The organism is Streptomyces sp. NBC_01237 (genome assembly GCF_035917275.1).
Lineage (GTDB): Bacteria > Actinomycetota > Actinomycetes > Streptomycetales > Streptomycetaceae > Streptomyces.
In genome coordinates, this window is the sequence record NZ_CP108509.1 from 1,066,665 (window position 1) to 1,087,899 (window position 21,235).

Consider the following 21,235-nt stretch of genomic DNA (forward strand, 5'->3'; position numbering starts at 1 on the left):
GCGGACGGAGCGGGCCGGGAAGGGCCTCTGGCGGTGTGGGGCCGCGGTGGGCGAACATGTCCGTACCGACCGTGCGCATGACATCCACGTGATCCGATCGAGCTGGGAGGGTCGATGACCCCCGTCGTTGCCACCGGAGTTGTGCCTCACCTCGACCCCGCGTTACCCGTTCCCCGCGGTCCGCTGTCGGCAGCGGTGGTCAGCGCGCTGGCGACGGGCCCCGCGAATCCGCCGGAGCCGCTTCCGGCGCACGACGTGGAGCGGATCGATCCGTACGGCGAGGATCTGACGCTGGCTCTCCACACCTGCTACGAGCTGCACTACCGGGGTTTCGCCGGTGTCGACCCGCTGTGGGAGTGGGATCCGGAACTGCTCAGGTTCCGGGCCGTGCTGGAGCGCGTGTTCCTGTCGGCGTTGCGCTCGGACACCGGTGGCGGTGATGACGTCACCGGGGCGCTGGACGCGCTGCTCGTCGAGCCGGTACCCGGTGACGGGGTCTCGCATTTCCTTCGGGACTCCGCCGGCTGGGGGCAGGTACGTGAGTACTTCGCGCACCGTTCGGTGTATCACCTGAAGGAGGCCGACCCGCACGCCTGGGTCATTCCCCGTCTGCAGGGGCAGGCCAAGGCGTCCCTGGTGGCGGTCGAGTTCGACGAGTTCGGTGGGGGGCGCGCCGAGAACGCGCACTCGCAGATGTTCGCCGACCTCCTGGCCGGGGCAGGGCTGTCCGCCGCGTATCTGCACTATGCGGATGATGTGCCGGCGCCCGCCCTCGCCATCGTGAATCTGATGTCGATGTTCGGACTGCACCGTCGACTGCGCGGCGCCCTGGTCGGTCACTTCGCGGCGGCCGAGATCAGCACGGCGCCGAGCGCGCAGCGGATCGCCCAGGCGCTGGACCGGCTGGGCGCGGACCCGGCGTGCGTCCTCTTCTTCACCGAGCACATCGAAGCCGACGCCGTGCACGAGCAGGTGTTGCGCCGCGATGTCATCGGTGACCTGCTCCGGCGGGAACCCGAACTCGCCGGTGATGTGGTGTTCGGCATCGCGGCCACCGAGCTGCTGGAGGGCAGACTGGCGGCGCACCTGCTCACCGCCTGGAGGACCGGTACGACATCTCTGCGCCGGCCGCTGCCCGAGCACTCAGTCGGGGGGTGATCCCCCGGCCTCGTCCTGCGGGGCCCGACGAACGCGTCGGCGGTGGCTGGTGTCACAGAACGGTGGGCGCCGGGTGCGCTGACAGACGCACAACGCGACCACGAACCGGTCCGAGACGACGGCCCGGCCGTCCCCGGTCACGATCTCGACCGGCCCTTCGACGAGCAGCGGTCCGCCGGGCACGACGGTGACCCGCCTCCGGTCCCGGTCGCGCGGGCCGGCCGCCGAGCCCATCTCCCGGTCAGGCTCCCGCTCCCGGTCCGGTTCCGCGCTACGTTCCGGTTCCGCGCTACGTTCCGGAGTCCCGCCGGTCACCGCGGATCACCACCAGTTCCTCGTGACGTTGTCCCGCCCCGATCAGTCCCTGGTCCTGGAGCAGTGCGACGCGGCCGTTCATGACCGGGCCGAAGGGCACTGTCCGCCGGGCCACCACGGCGGCCTTCAGTCCGCCCGCGTGCAGCAGGTCCACCGTGGTGCCCACCCCGCAGACGGCGGAGTGCACGATCAGCAGCATGCCGCCGTTGGAGAGCAGCCCGGGGGCGTTGGCGCACAGGGGATCCAGCAGGGCCCGCCCGTCCCGTGCGGCGTCCCAGGCCCTGCTCGGTCCGCTCCGGGGGAGCTCCCGCCGCGGGGACGGCACGTACGGCGGGTTGGCGAGTATCACGTCGAACTGCCGACGGGCGGGGAATGTCAGGGCGTCGCGGCGTTCGACCCGGACCGGGAGCCCGCGTACACGGGTGTTGAACCGCGTCGCCAGGGTGGCACGGAGCGAGATGTCCACGGCGGTGATGTGTCCCGCCCCCGCGTTGCCCGCCGCGACGGCCAACGCGCCGGTACCGGTGCACATATCGAGAACTCGTGCGCCACGAGGGATTCCGGCGTCGCGCAGAGCCTGGACCAACAACCACGTATCCGCTTGGGGCCGGTACACACCCGGGGGTCTCAGTAACCACACGGTGCGATCCGTACATCGCGGGAATCGGCCTGACTCCTCTCAGATCTCATCGGCCGCCTCTCGACGTCCGGATGAGCGGGTGAAGAGGAAGATGCCGTACTGCCATTCCTCGTCGGTCCACTGTGCGCGCAGTTCAAGACCTCGTGCGGTGACATCGGCCACGAACTGCTCGCGCCGGAACTTGTGGGACAGGCCGACGTTGAGCGAGTCGCCCCGCCGCAGATTCAGCTCAAGATCCAGCTCGTGAAGCGCGACGGAATGGTCCTCGTTCGCGTAGACGCGGGCATCGACGGTGCCGGTGACGGAGTCGAAATGCGCTCGCGTGGAGAAATTCCGCGCGTCGAAGTTTCCGCCGAAACGCCGATTGAGGTGATCCAGATGATTGAGCCGGAACGGCGTGAAGGCGGAGCGGCCGGCCGGATCGTTGTAAGCGGATTCGAGTACGCGGGCCGGCTTCAGCAGGTCGACCGACACCAGAAATCCGTCACCGGGTCGAAGCGTGCCGACGATCTCGGAAAGCAGCTTGTCGCGCTCCTCCAGCGGCATATTGCCGAAATTGCTCCCGAGGAACGACACCGTCAACGGCTCGGGCACGCTGTCCCGCAGCCAGGCCAGCCCCGCCTCGTACCGGCCCCACAGCCCCCGCACCCGCAGGCCGGGCAGTTGGGCGGTGAGATCGCGGCCACTGGCCTCAAGCATCTCGCGGCTGACGTCGATCGGCAGATAGCGGGTCGCTCGGCGCTCGACGCAGGCCGCCAGCAGCAGACGGGTCTTCTTCGCGCTCCCGCTGCCCATTTCCGCTATCGGCCCGCCCCCGATCAGGTCCGCGATCTCTCCGGCATTGCGTTGCAGCAGCCCGTACTCGACGCGGGTGAGGTAGTAGTCGGGTAACTCGGTGATCAACTCGAAAAGATCCGACCCGCGCGCGTCATATCCGAAGTGCGCGGGAATCCTTGGCGGATTCTCCCGCAGACCGGCCAGGAGAGCCGACCGGTCGTCCCAGAAAGCCGCACCCTCGTCAACGGCCACGATGTCGACCTGACTCAGCGACATGATCTCTCCCCTGGCTCATCGGACCGCGCCTCCCCAGGCGGCGGCCGTAGTTCCGTGCCCGTCTTGCGCGCCGATCGAACAGGACGAAAAAGCGGCTCGCCTTACGGCCGCACCCGTGGAGCCTGCCACTGTGCGAGAGGACGCAAACGGATTAACTCAGCCACATCGCGGACCTCCCACTACCGCATATGCCAGAGGCCGCATTTCACCCGCGGCGGTCTCTCGGATTTCCGCCGGACCGAACGTCCCGACGTCACCGGAGGACGCGAAACCCCCGCCGTCCGCCTTCGAGCAGGTGCGCCGGACATTGCGTCACCGTGCGTCATATCGGCTCCCGCACTTCCGGTCCGGACCCGTCTCGGGAGGTGAATTCCGTTGCCTTCCGGTGCGGTTGGTGTAGCTGGCACCACCGGGATCGGGGGGAGAGCTGTAGTGAGTTCGGATTTGCGCGCATCTAGCGTCTGACGGTGTGAGAAACCACCGGAACAGAGCGAGAAGACTCCCCTGGGAAACGAGACAACGCGCCTGGTGCGCAACGGCCTTGGCCGTGGCCGTCGACCCCGAGCGCGCCCGGTGGTCCGCCGCCGGCGCCACCCACCGTACGCACCAGCTCAAGGAGACTCCGTGAACACCCTCCGCCCGGCCGTGCGCCGCGCCTCGGCCGCGGGCCTCGCGCTCGCCGCCTGTCTCACCGCTTCCCCCACCGCGGCCACGGCCGCCGCACCCCCCGGCACGGACCGCGACCGCACCACGACGGCCGCCGACACCACCGGGGCCGGGCTCGGCCGCTACTACCGCCAGCACCTCGACTGGGGAACCTGCGTCAAGGGCCCCGACGACACGATGGGCCGGGACCTGGAGAAGGCCGGTGTACGGTGCGCGGACGTGACCGTACCGCTCGACTACGCCGACCCCCGGGGCCGTACGATCACCGTCGCGATATCCCGGCTCAAGGCCACCGACACCCGCCGCCGGATCGGCTCGGTCCTCCTCAACAACGGCGGCCCCGGCGGTTCCGCCATCGAATCACCGCCGGATGTCCGCAAGGCGATGAAACGGGTCGGACCGCGCTACGACATCATCGGCTTCGACCCGCGCTTCGTCGGCCGCAGCACCCCGCTGGACTGCGACTGGCCCGTCGGCACCTCCATCTCCTCGGCCGGTCTCGGCCGGGCGTCGTTCGAGCGACAGATCACCCTCCACAAGAGCCTGGCCGACAAGTGCCGCACCGCGAACGCGCCGGTGCTGCCCCACGTCAGCACCCGCAACACGGCCCGCGACATGGACGTCATCAGGGGCACGCTCGGCGAGCGGAGGATCTCCTACCTGGGCTACTCGTACGGTACTTACCTGGGCACCGTCTACACGCAGATGTTCCCCGGCCGCTACGACCGCATGGTCCTCGACGGTGCGCTCGCCCCGCAGGACTACAGCCCCCGGCTGCTCCAGGGCGCCGAGGGCGAGAACGAGCGGGCGCTCTCCGACTGGGCCGCCTGGGCGGCGGAGCACGATGACACCTACGGCCTCGGCCGCACCCGCGCCGAGGTGCTCGCCACCGTCGACCGGGTCTACACGGCGTCCGCACGCGGCCCGCTGACCGTCGGCACCGCCCCCGATGTCTTCCGCATCGACGACACCCAGGTGCCGTTCCTCCTGATCGCCGGGGTCGCCGACGACAGCGAAGGGGAGCGGGCCGCCTTCGGCGAGCAGGTGTCCGTGCTCGCCAGGGCCGCGGACGGCCGGCCGACCCGGCTGTCGCCGCAGTTCGCGGCGATGCTGCGGCGTGCGCTGATGGGTGAGGACGCGCAGTCGGGCAGCGTACAGTCCGCGATCATCTGCGGGGACAAGGCGGCGCCGCGCGACCCGGAGGTCTACTGGCGGGACATCGAGCGCAGCCGCGCCGCGCACCCGCTGTTCGGCCCGCTGGCCAACAACATCGGCCCGTGCGCCTTCTGGGACCGGCCGCGCGAGAAGCCCACGCGGGTGCGGCGCGACGCCCCGGCACTGATCGTGGCCGCCACCGGTGACCCGCGTACGACCTACCGGAGCAGCGTCGCGCTGCACGGCATGCTGCCGAGCTCCCGGCTGATCACGCTCAAGGGTGCCAACCGCCACGCGGTCTACGGCCTTTACGGCAACGCGTGCGTGGATGCCGAGGTCAACACGTACCTGGCCACCGGCAAGCTGCCCGCGCACGACCGGACCTGTGTCAAGCGGCCCGGCTGAGCCGGCCGGAGCCGGTGACGGGCGCGGCCGGGCCTGCCCCGGCCGCGCCCGCGCCGCCTGCCGTACGGGGGTGCTTCGCCGCGCCGGCGTTCCGCGTCCGCCGCGGGGGCGGCACGCAGACGAGGTTAGGGTAACCTAAGTTCATGCCGATCACCCTTCCCCGTCACCAGCGCGGCGAGGCCCCCTCGACAGTCCCGCTCCAATGGGCCGAACCGCCGGGCGGTGGCGGCGAGGTGGCCGACCCCTATCTGCTCACCACATCGGTCTTCGACGGCACCGGGCCGAAGGGGCCGCCGACCTCCGCGGTGCACACGCACACCGACGCGCTCCTGGTCTGGCCGCACTTCGGTTCGCTGACGCTGCACACGCGCACCACGGTGCGCCGGCTCATACCCGGACAGGGGGCCTGGCTGCCGCCCGGCACCCCGCACGCCGCGTTCCACGAGCCGGGCAGCGTCTGCTGCTACACCTATGTGGCGCGGGCGGCCGCCCCGCCGCAGTGGTCGTCCCCGCGGCCGATGAAGGTGGGCCGCGCGCTCCAGGAGATGCTGCTGCATCTCGACGCGACCTCGATGCCCGACGATCTCCGGCTGCGGACGCAGCGCGTCATCATCGAGATGCTGGAGGAGGACACGCATCCGGTGATCGAGGTACCGGTACCGGAGGACTGGCGGATCCGGGTCCTTGCCGACGATGTCATGCGCGACCCGGAGAGCGACCGCTCACTGGAGGAGTGGGCGGCCCGGCACGCGCTGAGCGTGCGCACCGTCACCCGGGCCTTCGGCCGCGATGTCGGTATGCCGTTCACCCGGTGGCGTTCGCTGGTGCGGATGTCCGTCGCCACGGCGCTGCTCGCCCAGGGGCGCCCGGTCAATCTCGTCGCGCACCGCTGCGGCTACTCGACCACGAGTGCGTTCTCCGCCGCCTTCCGCCGGGTGACCGGGGCCAGTCCGACCGAGTATCTGCGCGAGCAGACCGTACCGGCACCGGCCGACCGCTGAACCGGCCCGGCGGGTGAGACCCGCCGGCGACCGTGTCCCCTCACCCCTCCCCCGCCCGTTCACCGGCACCTGAGATGTGCCGGGGACGGGCTTTCGGCTGTTGCCGCGCGGCACGATGCACCCCGGATCCGCGCTCCGCCGGACATTCGGCGGGATGTGGCCGATTCGCGACGTACCCTGACCGCTCCGCGACCCCCACGGGACTCCCGCCTCCCTAATGTCTCCTTAGGTAAGGGTTGCCTTACTTTCTGGTGCGCGGAGTCGTGCACCGTATGACACCCCGCCTTCGGTGGTTTTCCCCCACCCGTGCCACGTCGCACCGAACGCGGTCAGGATTCAAGGAGAGACATGTCCACATTCACCCCGGCCCGACGCGGACCGGGCGTCCTGGCCCGCGCGCTGGCCGTGGCGGTCGCCGCCGTCGTCGTCCTGACGGGCTGCGGCGGCAACGCGTCCGATTCCGACTCGGCCAAGGCGAAGCCCGGTGCCGCCGCGGCCGGCTTCCCCGTGAGCATCAAGCACGGCCACGGGACCACGACAATCAAACAGAAGCCCAAGCGCGTCGTGGCGGTCAGCTGGATGTCCCTGGACGTGGTCGCGGCGCTGGGTACGGTCCCGGTCGGTGTGGACAAGCAGTGGGGCGGCGACAAGCAGGGGTACACGCCCTGGTTCCGCAGCACGGCCGAGAAGCTCGGCGGCCCCCTGCCCGAGACGCTGAACTACGGTGACGCGGGCGAGATCGACTTCGAGCAGATCCTCTCGCTGGAACCCGACCTCATCGTCGGGCTGTACTCCGGCATCAGCGACGTCGACTACAAGCGCCTCTCCGAGATCGCGCCCACCCTTCCCTACCTGAAGAAGCCGTGGGACGGCGGGACCTGGCAGGAGATGACCCGCACCATCGGCACGGCGCTGGGCGAGACCAAGAAGGCCGAGAGCCTGGTCACGGACGTCCAGGGCCAGTTGGCCTCCGTCGCCTCGGACCACCCCGAGTTCAAGGACACGACGTTCACCTACGGGGTCGCCCTGACGCCCGGCTCGACGGACCTCGGCCTCTACGTCGACTACGACGCCCGGGTCCGGCTGCTGACCGAGATGGGCTTCAAGAACACCCCGTCGATGAAGGCGATCGCCTCCACCGTCAAGGGCACCAACTGGTACGGCGGGATCAGCCTGGAGAAGCTCGACAGCATCGAGGCCGACATCTTCGTCGGCTGGGCCAACGGCCCCGACGAGGTCCCTTACACCCTCAAGGACCCGCTGTTCACCCGCTGGAAGCCGATCGCCGGGAAGCACTACGCGTTCGTCCAGGACCCGGCGATGGGCATGGCCACCAGCGGACCGTCGGTGCTCTCCATCCCCTGGGCGATCGAGCGCTACGTCCCGATGCTCGTCGACGCCGTCTCGGGCAAGGGCAACACCGGCGCGGACAAGTGACCGACCCCGCCGCTCTCCACAGGTGAAGCCCTCCCCCAAGGACAACCATGACGACCGCCTCACCCACGGGTGACCTCACCACCGGCGCAGAGCGCGATGTGCCGGGCCCGCGTAACGGCGCGGGCCCGGCCCGGCGCAACCGGTACCGCCTGCTGATCCTGCTCACCGCCGTCGGGCTGCTGCTCGTCATGGCCGTCCTCAGCGTCATGGTCGGCGCGCGTTCCATCGCGCCGGGCACGGTGTGGGACGCGCTGTTCCACTTCGACGACTCCGACGAGCACGTCATGGTCCGCGAACTGCGGGTCCCACGCACCACGATCGGACTGGTCGTCGGCGCGGCACTCGGCCTCAGCGGCGCGCTGATCCAGGCATTCACCCGTAACCCCCTCGCCGATCCCGGCATCCTCGGCGTCAACGCGGGCGCGAGCCTGGCGGTGACCTTCGCGGTCGCCGTGCTCGGATACACCGGCGCCGGCCAGTTCATCTGGTTCGCGCTGGCGGGGGCCTTCGGGCTCACCGTGCTGGTGTACACGCTCGGCTCGGTCGGCGCCGGCCGCGGCAGCCCGGTGAAACTCACACTCGCCGGCGTCGCGTTCACCGCCGTGTGCGGCGGCTTCACCTCCGCCATGGCGCTGAAGAGCACGACCACCTTCGATGTCATGCGGTTCTGGTCGGTCGGCTCCATCGGCGGCCGGTCGCTCGACATCCTCCCGGTCGCCCTGCCACTGATCGGCGCCGGACTCGTACTCGGGCTGCTGAGCGCGGGATCGCTCAACGCCCTCGCGCTCGGGGACGACATCGCCCGGTCCCTGGGCACCCGCCTCGCGGTGACCCGGGTGGTGTTGGTCCTCGCCGTCACCCTGCTGGCCGGAACCGCCGTCGCCGTCGCCGGACCCATCTCGTTCGTCGGCCTCATGGTGCCCCACATCGTGCGCTGGTTCGTGGGGCCCGACCAGCGCTGGATCCTGCCCGTCACCGTCATCGTCGCCCCGGCCTTCCTGCTGAGCGCCGACATCATCGGACGCCTGGTGCTCCCCTCCGGGGAACTGCGGGTCGGACTCGTCACCGCGCTCGTCGGCGCCCCCGTACTCGTCGCCCTCGTCCGGCGCCGGAAGGTGAGCACCCTGTGACCGCCGAAGCCGTACCCGCCGCGACCCAAGCCGCACCGGACCGGGTCGACTTCGGCCGGACCACCTGGACCCTGCGGCGTACCTGGCTGGCTCTGCGCATCGAGCGCCGGTCCGTCCTCGTCTGCGCCGCGCTGGCGCTCACCGTGGTGGCCCTGGGCATCGCCACCCTGGGCTCCGGGTCCATCTCGTTCACCCCCGGTCAGGTCCTGTCCGCCCTGTTCGACCCGGACGCCGACTCCCGGGCCCGGCTCGTCGTGGTGACCTGGCGGCTGCCCAGGCTGCTGTTCGCGATCATCTGCGGCGCGGCGCTGGCGATCAGCGGCGCGATCTTCCAGTCGCTCACCAAGAACCCGCTGGGCTCTCCCGACGTGATCGGTTTCGCCTCCGGTTCGTACGCGGGCGCGAGCGTCGTGATGCTGCTGCTCGGCACCGCCAACTACCTGGCGGTCGCCACGGGTTCACTCGTCGGCGGGGCCGCGACCGCGCTGCTGGTGTACGTGCTGGCCTACCGCCACGGGCTGCACCCGTTCCGGCTGATCATCGTCGGCATCGCCGTGGGCGCGTTCCTCAGCTCGCTCACCTCGATGCTGCTCCTCTCCGTCAACCCGCAGCAGGCGATGCTCGCGGCCACCTGGGGGGCCGGCTCACTCAGCGGGCTCGGTTTCGGCCAGCTGTGGGTGACCATGGCCGTCTTCGTGGTCCTGCTGGCCGGCTCCGCCGCCGTGGTCCGGCCCCTGATCCATCTCGAAATGGGGGACGACACCGCGGTCGCGCTCGGGGTGAACGCGCAGCGCGCCCGGCTGACGGCCACCGTCGTCGGGGTCGCGCTGACCGCGCTGGTGACCGCGGCGGTCGGCCCGATCGCGTTCATCGCGCTCGCCGCACCCCAGATCGCCCAGCGTCTGACCCGGAGCTCGACCACCGTGCGGATCCTTCCCGCGTCACTCACCGGTGCCGCGGTCCTGGTCGGCGCCGACTTCGTCGCGCAGCGCATCGACCTGCCCGTCGGTGTCGTCACCGTGTCCGTCGGCGGCGCCTATCTGGCCTGGCTGCTCGCCCGCCAGTACGCGGGCAGCCGCCGATGACCGCGCCCGCGGCGCGCCGCCTCCCCGCCCCGTCCCCCCAGCCGCCACAGGAGTACCCCGTGACCACCACGACGCAGCACACCCGGACCCCGGTACCGGCCCGGCTGGAGGTGCGGGACGCGTCGCTCGGCTACGGCCGGCGGCCGGTCTCGGAGCACCTGGACGTACGTATTCCGGACCAGTCCTTCACCGTCGTCATCGGCCCCAACGCCTGTGGCAAGTCGACCCTGTTGCGGGCCGTGGCCCGGCTGCTGAAACCGACCGCCGGACAGGTGGTGCTCGACGGCCGGTCCATCGCGAGCTACCGCTCCAAGGAGGTCGCGCGGCTTCTCGGACTGCTGCCGCAGACCTCGCAGGCGCCGGACGGGATCACCGTCGCCGAACTGATCGCCCGGGGCCGCCACCCGCACCAGGGGCTGCTGCGCCAGTGGACCGAACAGGACGAGCGGGCCGCGCTGGACGCCATGGCGGCCACCTCCGTCACCGAACTGTCCGGCCGGCTCGTCGACGAACTCTCCGGCGGCCAGCGCCAGCGGGTCTGGGTGGCGATGGTGCTCGCCCAGCAGACCCCCGTCCTGCTGCTGGACGAACCGACCACCTTCCTCGACATCGCCCACCAGATCGACCTGCTGGAACTGTTCACCGATCTGCACCGCGCCGGTCACACCCTCGTCGCCGTGCTGCACGACCTGAACCACGCGGCCCGCTACGCGACCCATCTGATCGCCATGCGCGACGGCCGGGTCGTCGCCGAGGGCGCCCCCGAAGAGGTGGTGACGGCCGAACTCGTACGAGAGGTGTTCGATCTCCCCTGCAAGGTCGTGCCCGACCCGGTCACCGGCACCCCGATGGTCGTCCCGCTCACCCGTCAGCGGGACGCGCGGTGAACGAACCCACCGCCGTCCGCGAGCCCGCCACCGGCACCGGCCCGGCCCACCCGGACCGCGAACCCAGCACCGTACAGGCACTGTTCCGCACCGCGCTCCTGCGACAGGGGCGCGGCGGCCGGCTCGTGCTCACCACGCTCTCGTTCATGGTTCACGAACTGTGCGAGGCCCTGGTACCGATCCTCATCGGGATCGTCATCGACCGGGCTCTGGCCCCTTCGGACAGCTCGGCGCTGATCGGATGGCTCGCGGTGCTCGCCGGGGTGTTCGTCGCCCTGTCCCTGTCCTACCAGCGGGCCTCGTCGGCCATGGTGAGCGTGTACGGCTACGGCGAACACGCCCTGCGGCAGCGCGCGATGGCCCGGCTGCTGGATCCGCACTCCCTCCTGAGGCGCCCCGGAGCGGGAGAGTCCCTCTCCCTGGTCTCGTCCGACACCTACCGTGTCGCCGGGGTCTCCTGGAGCGTCGTGCAGCAGGCGTCCACCATCACCGCGATCCTGACCGCCTCCACCGCCCTGCTGCTGATCTCCGTCCCCCTCGGCCTGGGTGTCATCACCAGCACCGTCCTGGTGCTGCTCGTCATGCGCAGGATCTCGATGCCGCTGGAGGCACGGGGGCTGGCCGAGCAGAGCTCGGCGGCGCGGGCCGGTGAGGTGGCCACCGACATGATCACCGGACTGCGGGTGGTCATCGGCATGAACGCCCAGGCCGAGGCGGCGCGCCGCTACCGTGCCGCGAGCGACGAGTCACGGCGCGGCGCCGTCGCCGCCGCACGCGCTGTCCTGGCGTACTCCAACCTCAGCGTGCTGATGTCCGGTGTGTTCCTCGCCGGGCTCGCCACGGCGTCCGGATACCTCGCTCTCGACGGGCGCATCACCATCGGTCAGCTCGTCACCGTCCTCGGGCTGGCCCAGTACCTCCAGGGCTCCCTCGCCCATGTCGGCACCTTCGCGTCCAACTGGATCCACAAGCGCGCCTCCGCCCGGCGGCTCAGCGACCTGATCAACGAACCGCCGCTGATCGACCCCGCGTCGGCCGCGGCCCGCACCGTACCGGCACCCTCCACCCCGGTCTCCGGCACCTCCGACCCGGTTCTGCGCTGGCACCCGCCCGGCCGCGAGGAGCCGCTCCAGCTGCGGACCCGCGATCTCGTCGGTGTCGTGCCCCGTCACCCCGCGCACGCCCGGGACCTCAGCGACCGGCTCGGCTACCGCGTCCCGCTCGACCGCGGTGAACTCCTCATCGACGGGATCGACGCCGTCGACCTCGGCCCCGACCGGGTCCGCGCGCGGATCGCCGCACCGCCCCACCACGGCGCCCTGTTCTCGGGCACCCTGCGGTCCAACCTCGCCCCCCGCGGCCGCGACGCCGACCCCGCCGTACTCCGGGCGGCGATGCTCGACGACGTACTCGAACACCTCGGCGGGGACGGGAGCGACATCGGCGAGCGCGGCCGCAAACTCTCCGGCGGCCAGCGCCAGCGCCTGCTGCTCGCCCGCGCGCTGCACGCCGGGGCCGACTTCGTCGTCCTCGACGAACCCACCACCGCGGTCGATCCCGCGACCGAACAGCGCATCGCCGAAGGACTGCGCGCCCTGCCCGCCACCACCCTGCTGATCACCACCAGCCCCATCCTGCTGTCCGCCTGCGACCGGGTCGTCGACCTCGGCGCCGCCCACCACGAACCGAACGGAACCCCCCGGTGACCCCGGCGCACCCCACCCTGCCCATCGCCGGCCCCCGCCGCACCCGGCGGGAACTGCGGCGCCGCCTGGGCGCCCACCGCGGCCGGCTCGCCGCCGCGCTGCTCACCCTCCTCAGCGGTACGGCGGTCACGCTGGCCACCCCGGCGATCCTCGGGGGCATCGTGGACGCGGTCACCGAGCAGTCCGGGCGCGGCCGGCTGACCGCTCTCGGCGTCGCCCTGCTGCTCGTCGCCGCCACCGGCGCCGCCCTCGCCCACGCCGGAGGCCGGATGCTGGTCACGGTGGTCCAGGACGTCCTGGCCGCGCTGCGCGAGGACGTGTTCGAGACCGCGATCCACCTGCCCGTCGCCACCCTGGAATCCTCCGACAGCTCCGATGTGGTCTCGCGGGTCACCCGCGATGTCGAGGCGATCTCGGAGGCGGCCTCCGATGTACTGCCCGACATCACCAACGCGGGCTTCACCATCGGTCTCAGCCTGGTCGGGCTGGCCGTCCTCGACCCCCGGCTGGCCCTCGCCGGTCTGGTCTGCCTGCCCATCCACATCCTCGCCACCCGTCAGTTCCTCGCCCGTTCCCACGTGGTGTACGGGGACATCCGCCGGCTGGAGTCCGCACGCGGGCAGTCCGTCATCGAAGCGGTGCACGGGGCGGAGACCATCCGTACCTACCGGACCCAGGACCTGCACCTGGGAGAGCTGTCCGGGCGCGGTGAACTCGCCATCGAGCGGCAGCGCGACGGGGTGAAGCTGCGCAACCGCTTCACGGGCCTGCTCAACGCGGCGGAGTTCATCGGGCTGGCCGCCGTCCTCCTGTGCGGTTACGCGCTGCTCGGCTCGGGGGCCATCACACTGGGCGCGGCCACCGCCGCCGCCCTCTACTTCCACCGGCTCTTCGGTCCGGTCGGCGCGCTTCTGGGCAGCCTGGACGACGTGCAGCGGGCCACGGTCGGGCTGGCCCGCCTCGTCGGGATCACCGACCTGGGCCGCGACCGGGAAGAGGGGGACGGGCGGGGCGGCGCGGACGGACGTCGCGAGACCGACGGGCGGAACGACACGGACGGGCCGCGCGAAACCGACGGCAGGGACGAGACCGACGGGCCTCACGAGACCGACGGCCCGGCCCGTGCTCCGTACCGTCCGGAGATCGAGGTGAAGGGCGTCTCGTTCTCGTACGACGGCACCCGCCCCGCCCTCAGCGATGTCTCCCTGCGCGTGCCCGCCGGCAGCAGCCTCGCGCTCGTCGGCGCCAGCGGCTCCGGCAAAACCACGCTGGCCCGCCTCATCGCGGGTCTGGGCGAACCCTCACAGGGCCGGATCACCGTCGGGGACGGCATCGCCCCCACCGGCCGGTACCTGGTCACCCAGGAGGTCCACCTCTTCGGCGGCACCCTCGCCGACAACCTGAGGCTCGCCCGCCCCACCGCCACCGACGACGAACTCCGCGACGCCCTGCGCGAGGTCGGTGCCGACTGGGCACTCGGCCCGGAATCCGGGCTGGACACCGTCCTCGGCCCCGGCGGCACCCTCCTCGACGACGGATCGGTCCAGCACCTCGCCCTGGCCCGGGTGCTGCTCGCCGATCCGCCCGTGGCCGTTCTCGACGAGGCCACCGCCGAGTCCGGACCGCAGGCCAGGAACCTCCTGCGGGCGGCTCTCGAACGCGTCACCCGGGACCGCACCAGCGTGATCGTGGCCCACCGCCTGGAACAGGCACGCGCCGCGGACCGCGTCGTCGTCCTCGCCCGCGGCCGGGTCGCCGAACAGGGCACCCACAGTGAACTGCTCGCCCGCCAAGGCGAATACGCCGCCCTCTGGCACGCCTACACCGCGACCGCTCCCCCTTCCTGACCTCGCCCCGACGCACCACCACCACACGCCAGCACGAAGGAGCACACCCATGACCATCCACCGAGCCGTCGTCGCCCGGGTCCTGCCGCTCACCGGAACCATGGTCCGGATCACGTTCCACGGCGGGGACCTCGCCACGTTCACCTCGACGGGCATCGGCGACGAGTACGTACGCCTCTTCTTCCCGCACGGGACCGACCGCGCCGACCTGTCACTGCCCGAGACGACGGAGAACGGCGACTGGCAGACCCCGGAGGGCAGGCCCACCGCCCCCATGCGCACCTACACCATCCGCGCGGTGCGCCCGGAGGCCGGGGAGATCGACATCGACTTCGTGCTGCACTCCCACGGTGTGGCGTCGAGCTGGGCCGCCGCCGCACGCCCCGGCGACATGATCGGACTCAACTCCCCCACCGGTCTCTACAGTCCCCCCGCCGACCTCACCTGGCAGGTCCTGATCTCCGACCTCACCGGGCTGCCCGCCGTCGCGCGGATCCTGGAGGACACCCCGGACGGGGTCACAACCCGGGCGGTCATCGAGGTGCCCGGCCCGGCCGCCGTCCAGCCGCTCCCGGACCGGCCGCACATCAGGTCGACCTGGAGCTACGGCGGCAACGGCGAGGGCCCGAGCCGTCTGGCCGAGCTGGTGGCCGCCGCGATCCCGCCCGGCGCGGACCTGACCGGCGGTTACATCTGGGTCGCGGGCCAGACCAACGCCCTGCGCACCGTGCGCCGCCACCTCCGCAAGGAGCTGAAGCTCCCCATGGAACGCTTCAAGGTGGTCGGCTACTGGGTGCCGGACTCCGACACCTGGACCGAGCGCTACGAGGCCCTGCCCGCGGACGTACGGGCGGAACTGGACGCCCTCTGGGACAACCCGGTCGACGAGCCGGAGGACCTCACCATCCGGTACGAGGCCCGCCTCAGCTCCCTCGGACTGTGAGGCGGCGCGGGCCGGGGCCCGCGGGGCCCGGGCTGTGAGGCCCGCCCGGGCTCAGGCCGCCCGCTCGGCGCTCTCCCCCGTCAGCGCCGCGAGCAGCCAGTCGTGCGCGGTGCCGGGGGTCGGCTCGGCACGCCCGTCCCGCGGGCCGATCACCTCGGCCACCAGCTCCCAGTACCGGTCGATCCGCGGGTCCGCCGCGAGCCGGCCGGTCAGCAGGCGGCGGAAGTCCGCGCTGTCACCCGTGCCGTACGAAGCGGCGTACGCGGCGACGAAACAGTCCAACGCCTCGCCCGGACGCGGTGCCCGCCCCCACCGCAACTGCGCCGCCGCCAGGCCGTACGCCTCCCCCAGACCGTCGTACAGCACCGCCGGACGGAAGTCCGGGGAGGACCGGTGGACCACGGGCTGGTCCCGCCCGGTCCCCTCGCACGGGCGCGTCACGAAGGCGTTCAGCCGCGCGAAGGCCAGCACCTGCGCGGGCGTCGGGTCCTCGGGCGGCGGCGGCACTGCCTGATCCAGGAACGCCGCGAGCGCCCGGCCCCGCATCCGTCGCGGCAGCCAGGCCCGCCAGAAACGTACGAGCGGGTCCGTACTGGGCGGGGCCGCCACCGTACCGATCAGCCGCAGCCGCTCGGCGCGTTCCTCCGGCGCGCACTCCTGGACCAGCCGCAGTCCCGCCTCGCGCCACCGCAGCGCCCCCAGCCGGCTGCCGACCTCGCGCAGCTGTCCGGCGACGGCGTCCTCCAGCACACCGCCCGACCCGTCCTCCTCGTCCAGGACGCGCCGCACCTGCGGGACCGGCAGGTCCAGGGCGCGCAGGGAACGGATCAGCAGCAACCGGTCCAGGGCGTCCGGGCCGTAACGGCGGTGGCCCCCGGAACTGCGCGCGGTCTCCGGCAGCAGGCCGCGGTCGGAATAGAAGCGGACGGTCTTGACGGTGACGCCGGCGCGCTCGGCGAGCTCGCCGATGCCGCACAGACCGTCGTGCGACGGGAACACTTGAACCTCCCTCAGGGGGAGTTCCTACCGTACCGGTGAGGGCGGACGGCCGGTCGAGGAAGGCTCGGCCGCCGCGCGGACCGCGGTGTACGGGCTCCGCGGCACGACGTACGAGGAGAGCGCGATGACGACCACATTCATCCTGGTTCCGGGTACCTTCACCGGCGATCAGGTGTGGGACGGGACGGCGGAGGGACTGGCCGCGGCGGGCGCCGAGGCTCACGCGGTGACGCTCACCGGGCTCGGCGGACGCGGCGGGACCCCGGCCACGGGGGTGGACCTGGAGACGCACATCGCCGATGTGGTGCGGCTGATCGACTCCGTCGGCATGGCGGGCGGCCGGGACATCGTGCTGGTGGGTCACGACTACGGGATGCACCCGGTGCTGGGTGCCGCCGACCGGCGTGCCGGCCGCGTCGCGCGGATCGTCTGCCTGGACACGGGTCTGCCGCAGGACGGCGTCCCGGCACTGGCCACCGTGCCCGACCGGGGCGTGCGCGAGGAGTTGCGGACGAGGGCGGGGCAGGACGCTCCGGTGGGTGAGGAAGTGCTCCCGGCCCCGGACTCCGGGGCGGCCTGGCAGCGCTGGGGCAGCACCGCCGGTGTTCCCGAGGAGGCTCTGGACCGGCTGACCCGGCTCGCGGCCCCGCAGCCGCTCGGCACCCTGCTCCAGCCGCTGCGGCTGACGGGGGCGGCCTCGGCGGTGCCGACCACCGGCGTGCTGTGCACCGCCAACGGCGCGGGCATCGAGATGGTCCAGATGCAGGTGGGCCTCGGCAACCCCGCCCTCCGGGCCCTCGCGGACCGGCGGGTGGGTTTCTTCGAACTCCCCACCGGGCACTGGCCGATGCTCTCCTGCCCCGGCGAACTGGTCACGGTGCTGCTGAGGGCGGCCGCGGGCGAGGGGCACCGGCTGACCCCGGCGACGGACGAACGGCCGGGGCATCTGAGGCCGTTCCTCCTGGACCTGCCGGACGTCCCGCGCGAGCGGTCCGGGAACGTGGACCTGTATCTGCCGCCCGAGGGCGAAGGACCCTGCCCGGCCGTGGTGCTCGTGCACGGCGGCCCGGTGCCCGCCGACGCCCGGCCGACCCCGCGGGACTGGCCGACCCTGACCGGGTACGGCCGGCTCGCCGCCCTGCGCGGGGTGGTGGGCGTGACTCTGGATCACCGGCTGCACGAGATCACCGACCACGCGCGCGCCGCCGAGGACGTCGCGGCGGCGGTGGATCTGGTCCGGGCCGACCCACGGGTCGACCCGGACCGGGTCGCGCTCTGGTTCTTCTCGGGCGGCGGACTGCTCGCGGCGGACTGGCTCGCTGCGCCGCCCGTGTGGCTGCGCTGTGTCGCCGCGAACTACCCGATCCTCGCGCCGCTGCCGAACTGGGGGCTCGGCGACAGCCGGTTCCGGCCGGTGCGCGCGGTGCGCGGGGCCGGTGAGCTGCCGGTCGTCCTGCTCCGGGCCGGGCTGGAGATGCCGGAGATCGCCGTGACGGTCGCGGAGTTCCTGGCCGCGGCCGAGGAGTGCGGAGCCGCTGTCGAGGTGATCGACGTACCCGAGGGCCACCATGGGTTCGAGACCGTCGACCCGACCGACGCGTCGCGCGACGCCGTCCACAGGGCGATGAGCTCCGTCCTGTCGCACCTGACGGCCTGACGGCCCGGAGTTCTGACGCCAGGCCGCCTGACCCGGCACCGGCGGCGCGGCGGTCACCGGCGCCGCCCCTCGACCGCACCGGCGGTGCGACGGTCCTGACACCCGGCGGCGCGACGTTCCTGGGGCACGGGCGCCCTGCCTACGCCTTGCGGAGCCGGGCGACGATGCCGTCGAGGTCCCGCTGGAACAGGTCGGGGCGGACGAAGTGCCCGCCGGGCACCTCGTGCCACTCGTGCGGGATACCGGCCGCACCGAGGCCGGCCCGGAACTCCCGCTGCCCGGCGAGCACCTGCGTCTCATTGAGCGTGTCGAACCAGTTGATCGGGTCGGGGCTGGTGCCCGCGACCAGGAAGACCCGCTTGTCGCGGTAGCTTCCGATGCGCTGCACCGGGTTGTCGGCGCTGACCCTGGCCTCGTCCCAGAGCGGCGCGCCGTAGACCGTGCCACCTCCCAGCTCCACGGCCGCGGAGGAGACGTTGGCCCAGTGCGTGACCAGGCCGGCGTCACGGCGGAGGCTGGCCGGCCCGGAGTGGGCGCTCACCGAGGCGAAGTGACCGTAGTACTTGGCCGCGTACTTCAGCGCACCGAAGCCTCCCATCGAGAATCCGGAGACGGCCCGGCCGTCGTACTCGGCGTAGGTACGGAAGTTGGCGTCGATCCACGGGAGGAGCTGGGCGATATGGAACGTCTCCCAGTTCCGGGGGCCGGTGTGGGAGCTGACCGGGTTGGAGTACCAGCCCGCGTGGCCGCCGTCGGGCATCACGACGATGACCGGCTTGCCCGCGGTCCAGGCGCGGATGCCCATGCGGTCGAAGGTGATGAAGTCCTGGTCGGTTCCGCCGCCGTGGAACAGGTACAGGACCGGATAGCGGCGCCCACTGGTGTGGTAGCCGTCGGGGAGCAGGACGTTGACGCCCGGATTCCAGCCGATCGCGTCGGTCGCGAAGCGGTAGTACCACATGCGCGGATCGCCCTCGTTGTGGTCGACGATGCGCAGCCCGAAGCCGTCGCCGGCCGCGGCGGCGGACGACGCCGCGGCCAGTACGCCTCCGGCGCCGAGGGCCGTCGCCGCGGTGATTCCGCCGATGGCCCTGATGACGTTCCTGCGGGTGGGGTGGGTGCTCAACGTGATCTCCTGGTGTGGGGAAGTGGCGCGGACGCGGCTGCGGGACACCGCGCGGGGCCGGCGGACGCACGCGGGCCGGCCGCCGGCCGGGCGGACGTCAGGCGGAGTACCCCTTCGGGGGGATCAGCGTGGCGAGCTGGTCGAAGGAGATCCAGTAGATCTGGTTGCCGCCGAAGGAGGCGGGGTCGGCGATGAGAACCGTGCGGTCCACCTCGTCGTAGCCGAAGACGGTGAAGTAGTGGTAGATCGTCTGGTCCGACGGGTATCCGGGCGGCTGGTTGCCCGGCGGGGCGACGATGTTGGCCACCAGCGGGTAGTTCCGGTCGATGTCGAAGACGATGTCCGACCACAGCAGGTCCCGCTGGGCCTGGGTGGGCGGGTCGTTCGGCATCTCCTTGGTCTCGTACCAGCCGCCGCCCAGGTTCGCGTTGAGTACGCCGGTGACCTGGCCGATGTGGTCGGTGCCCGCCTCGGTGGTGCCGAGCTGCCGGGCGAGCTCGCCCTGACCGGGCGGGGCGGTGCGGGCGGAGAGCGCGATGCGTGTGGCGGCCGGACCGCACCAGTAGCCGGTCTCCTGGACCTGGTAGTCGATCTGCAGCCAGTGGGCGCTACGGGTACGGCCGGATTCGACGCTCAGCCGGCCGCCCGGCCGGTTGTACCCGCTGACGACGGCCGTACCGGCCGCGGAGCCGTGGGTGCGTACGGACACGGCCGTGATGTGCGGTGCGGAGGACGCCTGGGCCGTGACGGGAAGGAGGAGGGTTCCGACGGCGACGGCGGCGATCGTGGTGGCCACAAGTCTCTTGCGCATGCAGGCTCCTGGTGGGGGGACGGGCCTTGCGGGAAGAAGCTGCTTCGGGGGCGCCCAGCAGTGCGGGACGGCGGGGACCAGCGTGGTTCCCGACCCGCCACGGGCACAAGCGCTGTAAGTCCAGGCTTACGACCGGAGGCGGGGGCCCGGCGCTCGTGGCCTACCGGCGGGCCGTGCGCTCCTCGGCGGCCAGCAGCGCACGGCCCTCCGCCGTTGCGACGTGAAAGGCCCGTCCGGCCCTGCGGACGGTGGTGATGAGACCCGCCGCGCGCAGCACGTTCAGGTGCTGGCTGACGGCCGGGTGGGTCACTTCCAGCAGGCGGGCGGCCTCCACGGTGGAGCAGCCGTTGCGGGTCGCGCGCAGAACGCCCGCGCGGGTGTGCCCGAGCAGTGGTCCCAGGGAGCCTGCGCCCTCTGCCGGGCGGGCGTCGGGGGCGGGCAGGGCCCAGTCGGCGTTGTGGTGGATGGGATGGACCAGGACGGGTGGCAGTTCCCCGTCCGCCAGTGTGATCGGTGTGGGCCAGCAGAAGAACGACGGTTGCAGCACGAGGCCCCGTCCTTCCAGACGGAGGTGCTGGTCGACGGGGTAGGCGACTTCCAGTACCGGCGGCCGCCAGCGGAACTGCGGGCCGAGTCCGGCGAGCAGCCCCTCGGTTCCGCCGTCCAGGAGGCTGTGCAGCCGGACGGCGCGGTCGGCTTCGACATGTGCCCGGACGCGTTGCCAGTACGGTGCCAGCGCCTCCAGCTGGTAGGCGTGGAGGGCATCGCCCAGCTGACGCAGGGCATGCGGGTCGCCGTCGGCCAAGGCCCCTGCCCAGCCGGGCAGTTGCCAGGAGGAGGCCAGGCGTGTCAGCTCGGTGCGCAGTCGCGGGCGCGGTGTGCTCATCAGGGTGTCGACGGCCGCTTGCAGGGTGGTGCGGTCGCCGGAGGTGGGTGTGAGGAAGTCCGGCGAGTAGCCGCGGGGCGGCAGCAGGCAGGAGAGCAGTCGGCGGCTGTCCGGGAGCCGGGGCCGGGCCCAGCGGCGCCACGCCCCGAACACCCGCTCCCCGTCGCGGCGTTGCAGCGTCTGCACACTGTTGCTGATCTCCCAGAGGAAGTCCGGCCCCGGGGCCACTCGGACCCGTGCCAGGTCCTCGGACGTGAAGTGCACCCGCAGCATGGTGGCTCCATCGATGAGTGAAGGCGCGCCGACGCCGGCCTCGGCCACGTCCGTC

18 protein-coding genes are annotated in these 21,235 nt (G+C 72.1%); 11 read left to right on the plus strand and 7 right to left on the minus strand.

What is annotated here, in order from left to right; genetic code table 11:
* The first annotated feature begins 114 nt into the window (after positions 1-114).
* On the plus strand, positions 115-1,158 hold the full coding sequence (locus OG251_RS40965; protein ID WP_326682340.1) for an iron-containing redox enzyme family protein: 1,044 nt from the start codon (positions 115-117) through the stop codon (positions 1,156-1,158).
* Here the strand turns inward: OG251_RS40965 and OG251_RS40970 are convergent.
* Genes OG251_RS40970 through OG251_RS40980 form a run of 3 tightly spaced genes read right to left on the minus strand, consistent with a single transcriptional unit; the run spans position 1,144 to position 3,166 of the window.
* Positions 1,144-1,392 (minus strand): CDGSH iron-sulfur domain-containing protein, encoded by a 249-nt coding sequence (locus tag OG251_RS40970; protein ID WP_326682341.1) that lies wholly within the window; start codon positions 1,390-1,392, stop codon positions 1,144-1,146. The two genes, OG251_RS40965 and OG251_RS40970, sit on opposite strands and share 15 nt — an antisense overlap.
* A 55-nt stretch (positions 1,393-1,447) precedes the next feature.
* Positions 1,448-2,113 (minus strand): HemK2/MTQ2 family protein methyltransferase, encoded by a 666-nt coding sequence (locus OG251_RS40975; RefSeq protein WP_326682342.1) that lies wholly within the window; start codon positions 2,111-2,113, stop codon positions 1,448-1,450.
* 39 nt (positions 2,114-2,152) lie between these two features.
* Positions 2,153-3,166 (minus strand): L-histidine N(alpha)-methyltransferase, encoded by a 1,014-nt coding sequence (locus OG251_RS40980; protein ID WP_326682343.1) that lies wholly within the window; start codon positions 3,164-3,166, stop codon positions 2,153-2,155.
* A 624-nt stretch (positions 3,167-3,790) separates the two neighbouring features.
* Here OG251_RS40980 and OG251_RS40985 point away from each other — a divergent pair.
* The 9 genes from OG251_RS40985 (at position 3,791) to OG251_RS41025 (ending at position 15,428) form a co-directional block, all read left to right on the plus strand.
* Complete coding sequence (locus OG251_RS40985; RefSeq protein WP_326682344.1) at positions 3,791-5,392, plus strand: alpha/beta hydrolase; 1,602 nt, start codon at positions 3,791-3,793, stop codon at positions 5,390-5,392.
* Between the two features lie 143 nt (positions 5,393-5,535).
* On the plus strand, positions 5,536-6,393 hold the full coding sequence (locus tag OG251_RS40990) for a helix-turn-helix domain-containing protein (protein WP_326682345.1): 858 nt from the start codon (positions 5,536-5,538) through the stop codon (positions 6,391-6,393).
* Between the two features lie 348 nt (positions 6,394-6,741).
* Positions 6,742-7,830: an iron-siderophore ABC transporter substrate-binding protein gene (locus tag OG251_RS40995; protein WP_326682346.1), complete on the plus strand. Its 1,089-nt coding sequence runs from the start codon at positions 6,742-6,744 to the stop codon at positions 7,828-7,830.
* Between the two features lie 47 nt (positions 7,831-7,877).
* On the plus strand, positions 7,878-8,960 hold the full coding sequence (locus OG251_RS41000) for a FecCD family ABC transporter permease (RefSeq protein WP_326682347.1): 1,083 nt from the start codon (positions 7,878-7,880) through the stop codon (positions 8,958-8,960).
* Positions 8,957-10,045 carry a FecCD family ABC transporter permease gene (locus tag OG251_RS41005; protein WP_326682348.1) on the plus strand — a complete coding sequence of 363 codons (1,089 nt, stop codon included), beginning with the start codon at positions 8,957-8,959 and terminating at the stop codon, positions 10,043-10,045. The genes OG251_RS41000 and OG251_RS41005 overlap by 4 nt, the downstream gene beginning before the upstream one ends.
* Positions 10,042-10,932, plus strand: a complete 891-nt coding sequence (locus OG251_RS41010) for an ABC transporter ATP-binding protein (protein WP_442818463.1) — start codon at positions 10,042-10,044, stop codon at positions 10,930-10,932. The genes OG251_RS41005 and OG251_RS41010 overlap by 4 nt, the downstream gene beginning before the upstream one ends.
* Complete coding sequence (locus OG251_RS41015) at positions 10,929-12,638, plus strand: ABC transporter ATP-binding protein (RefSeq protein ID WP_326682350.1); 1,710 nt, start codon at positions 10,929-10,931, stop codon at positions 12,636-12,638. Before OG251_RS41010 ends, OG251_RS41015 begins: the two co-directional genes overlap by 4 nt.
* Entirely contained in the window at positions 12,635-14,485 is a 1,851-nt protein-coding gene (locus tag OG251_RS41020; protein WP_326682351.1) for an ABC transporter ATP-binding protein, read from the plus strand. Before OG251_RS41015 ends, OG251_RS41020 begins: the two co-directional genes overlap by 4 nt.
* A 49-nt stretch (positions 14,486-14,534) precedes the next feature.
* The gene (locus OG251_RS41025) at positions 14,535-15,428 is read left to right on the plus strand and encodes a siderophore-interacting protein (RefSeq protein ID WP_326682352.1); all 894 of its coding nucleotides are present in this window, start codon (positions 14,535-14,537) and stop codon (positions 15,426-15,428) included.
* A 51-nt stretch (positions 15,429-15,479) separates the two neighbouring features.
* Here the strand turns inward: OG251_RS41025 and OG251_RS41030 are convergent, their stop codons facing one another.
* A complete protein-coding gene (locus tag OG251_RS41030; protein WP_326682353.1) occupies positions 15,480-16,427 on the minus strand; it encodes a helix-turn-helix domain-containing protein in 948 nt (315 codons plus the stop codon).
* A 124-nt stretch (positions 16,428-16,551) separates the two neighbouring features.
* Between OG251_RS41030 and OG251_RS41035 the strand changes: the two genes are divergently transcribed.
* On the plus strand, positions 16,552-18,084 hold the full coding sequence (locus tag OG251_RS41035) for an alpha/beta fold hydrolase (protein ID WP_326682354.1): 1,533 nt from the start codon (positions 16,552-16,554) through the stop codon (positions 18,082-18,084).
* A gap of 139 nt (positions 18,085-18,223) precedes the next feature.
* On the opposite strand, the gene OG251_RS41040 is transcribed toward OG251_RS41035, so the two are convergent.
* From OG251_RS41040 to OG251_RS41050, 3 genes are all read right to left on the minus strand, one after another.
* On the minus strand, positions 18,224-19,210 hold the full coding sequence (locus OG251_RS41040) for an alpha/beta hydrolase (RefSeq protein WP_326682355.1): 987 nt from the start codon (positions 19,208-19,210) through the stop codon (positions 18,224-18,226).
* A 97-nt stretch (positions 19,211-19,307) separates the two neighbouring features.
* A complete protein-coding gene (locus OG251_RS41045; RefSeq protein ID WP_326682356.1) occupies positions 19,308-20,021 on the minus strand; it encodes a C39 family peptidase in 714 nt (237 codons plus the stop codon).
* 160 nt (positions 20,022-20,181) lie between these two features.
* Positions 20,182-21,180 carry an ArsR/SmtB family transcription factor gene (locus OG251_RS41050; protein WP_326682357.1) on the minus strand — a complete coding sequence of 333 codons (999 nt, stop codon included), beginning with the start codon at positions 21,178-21,180 and terminating at the stop codon, positions 20,182-20,184.
* Positions 21,181-21,235 lie beyond the last annotated feature (55 nt).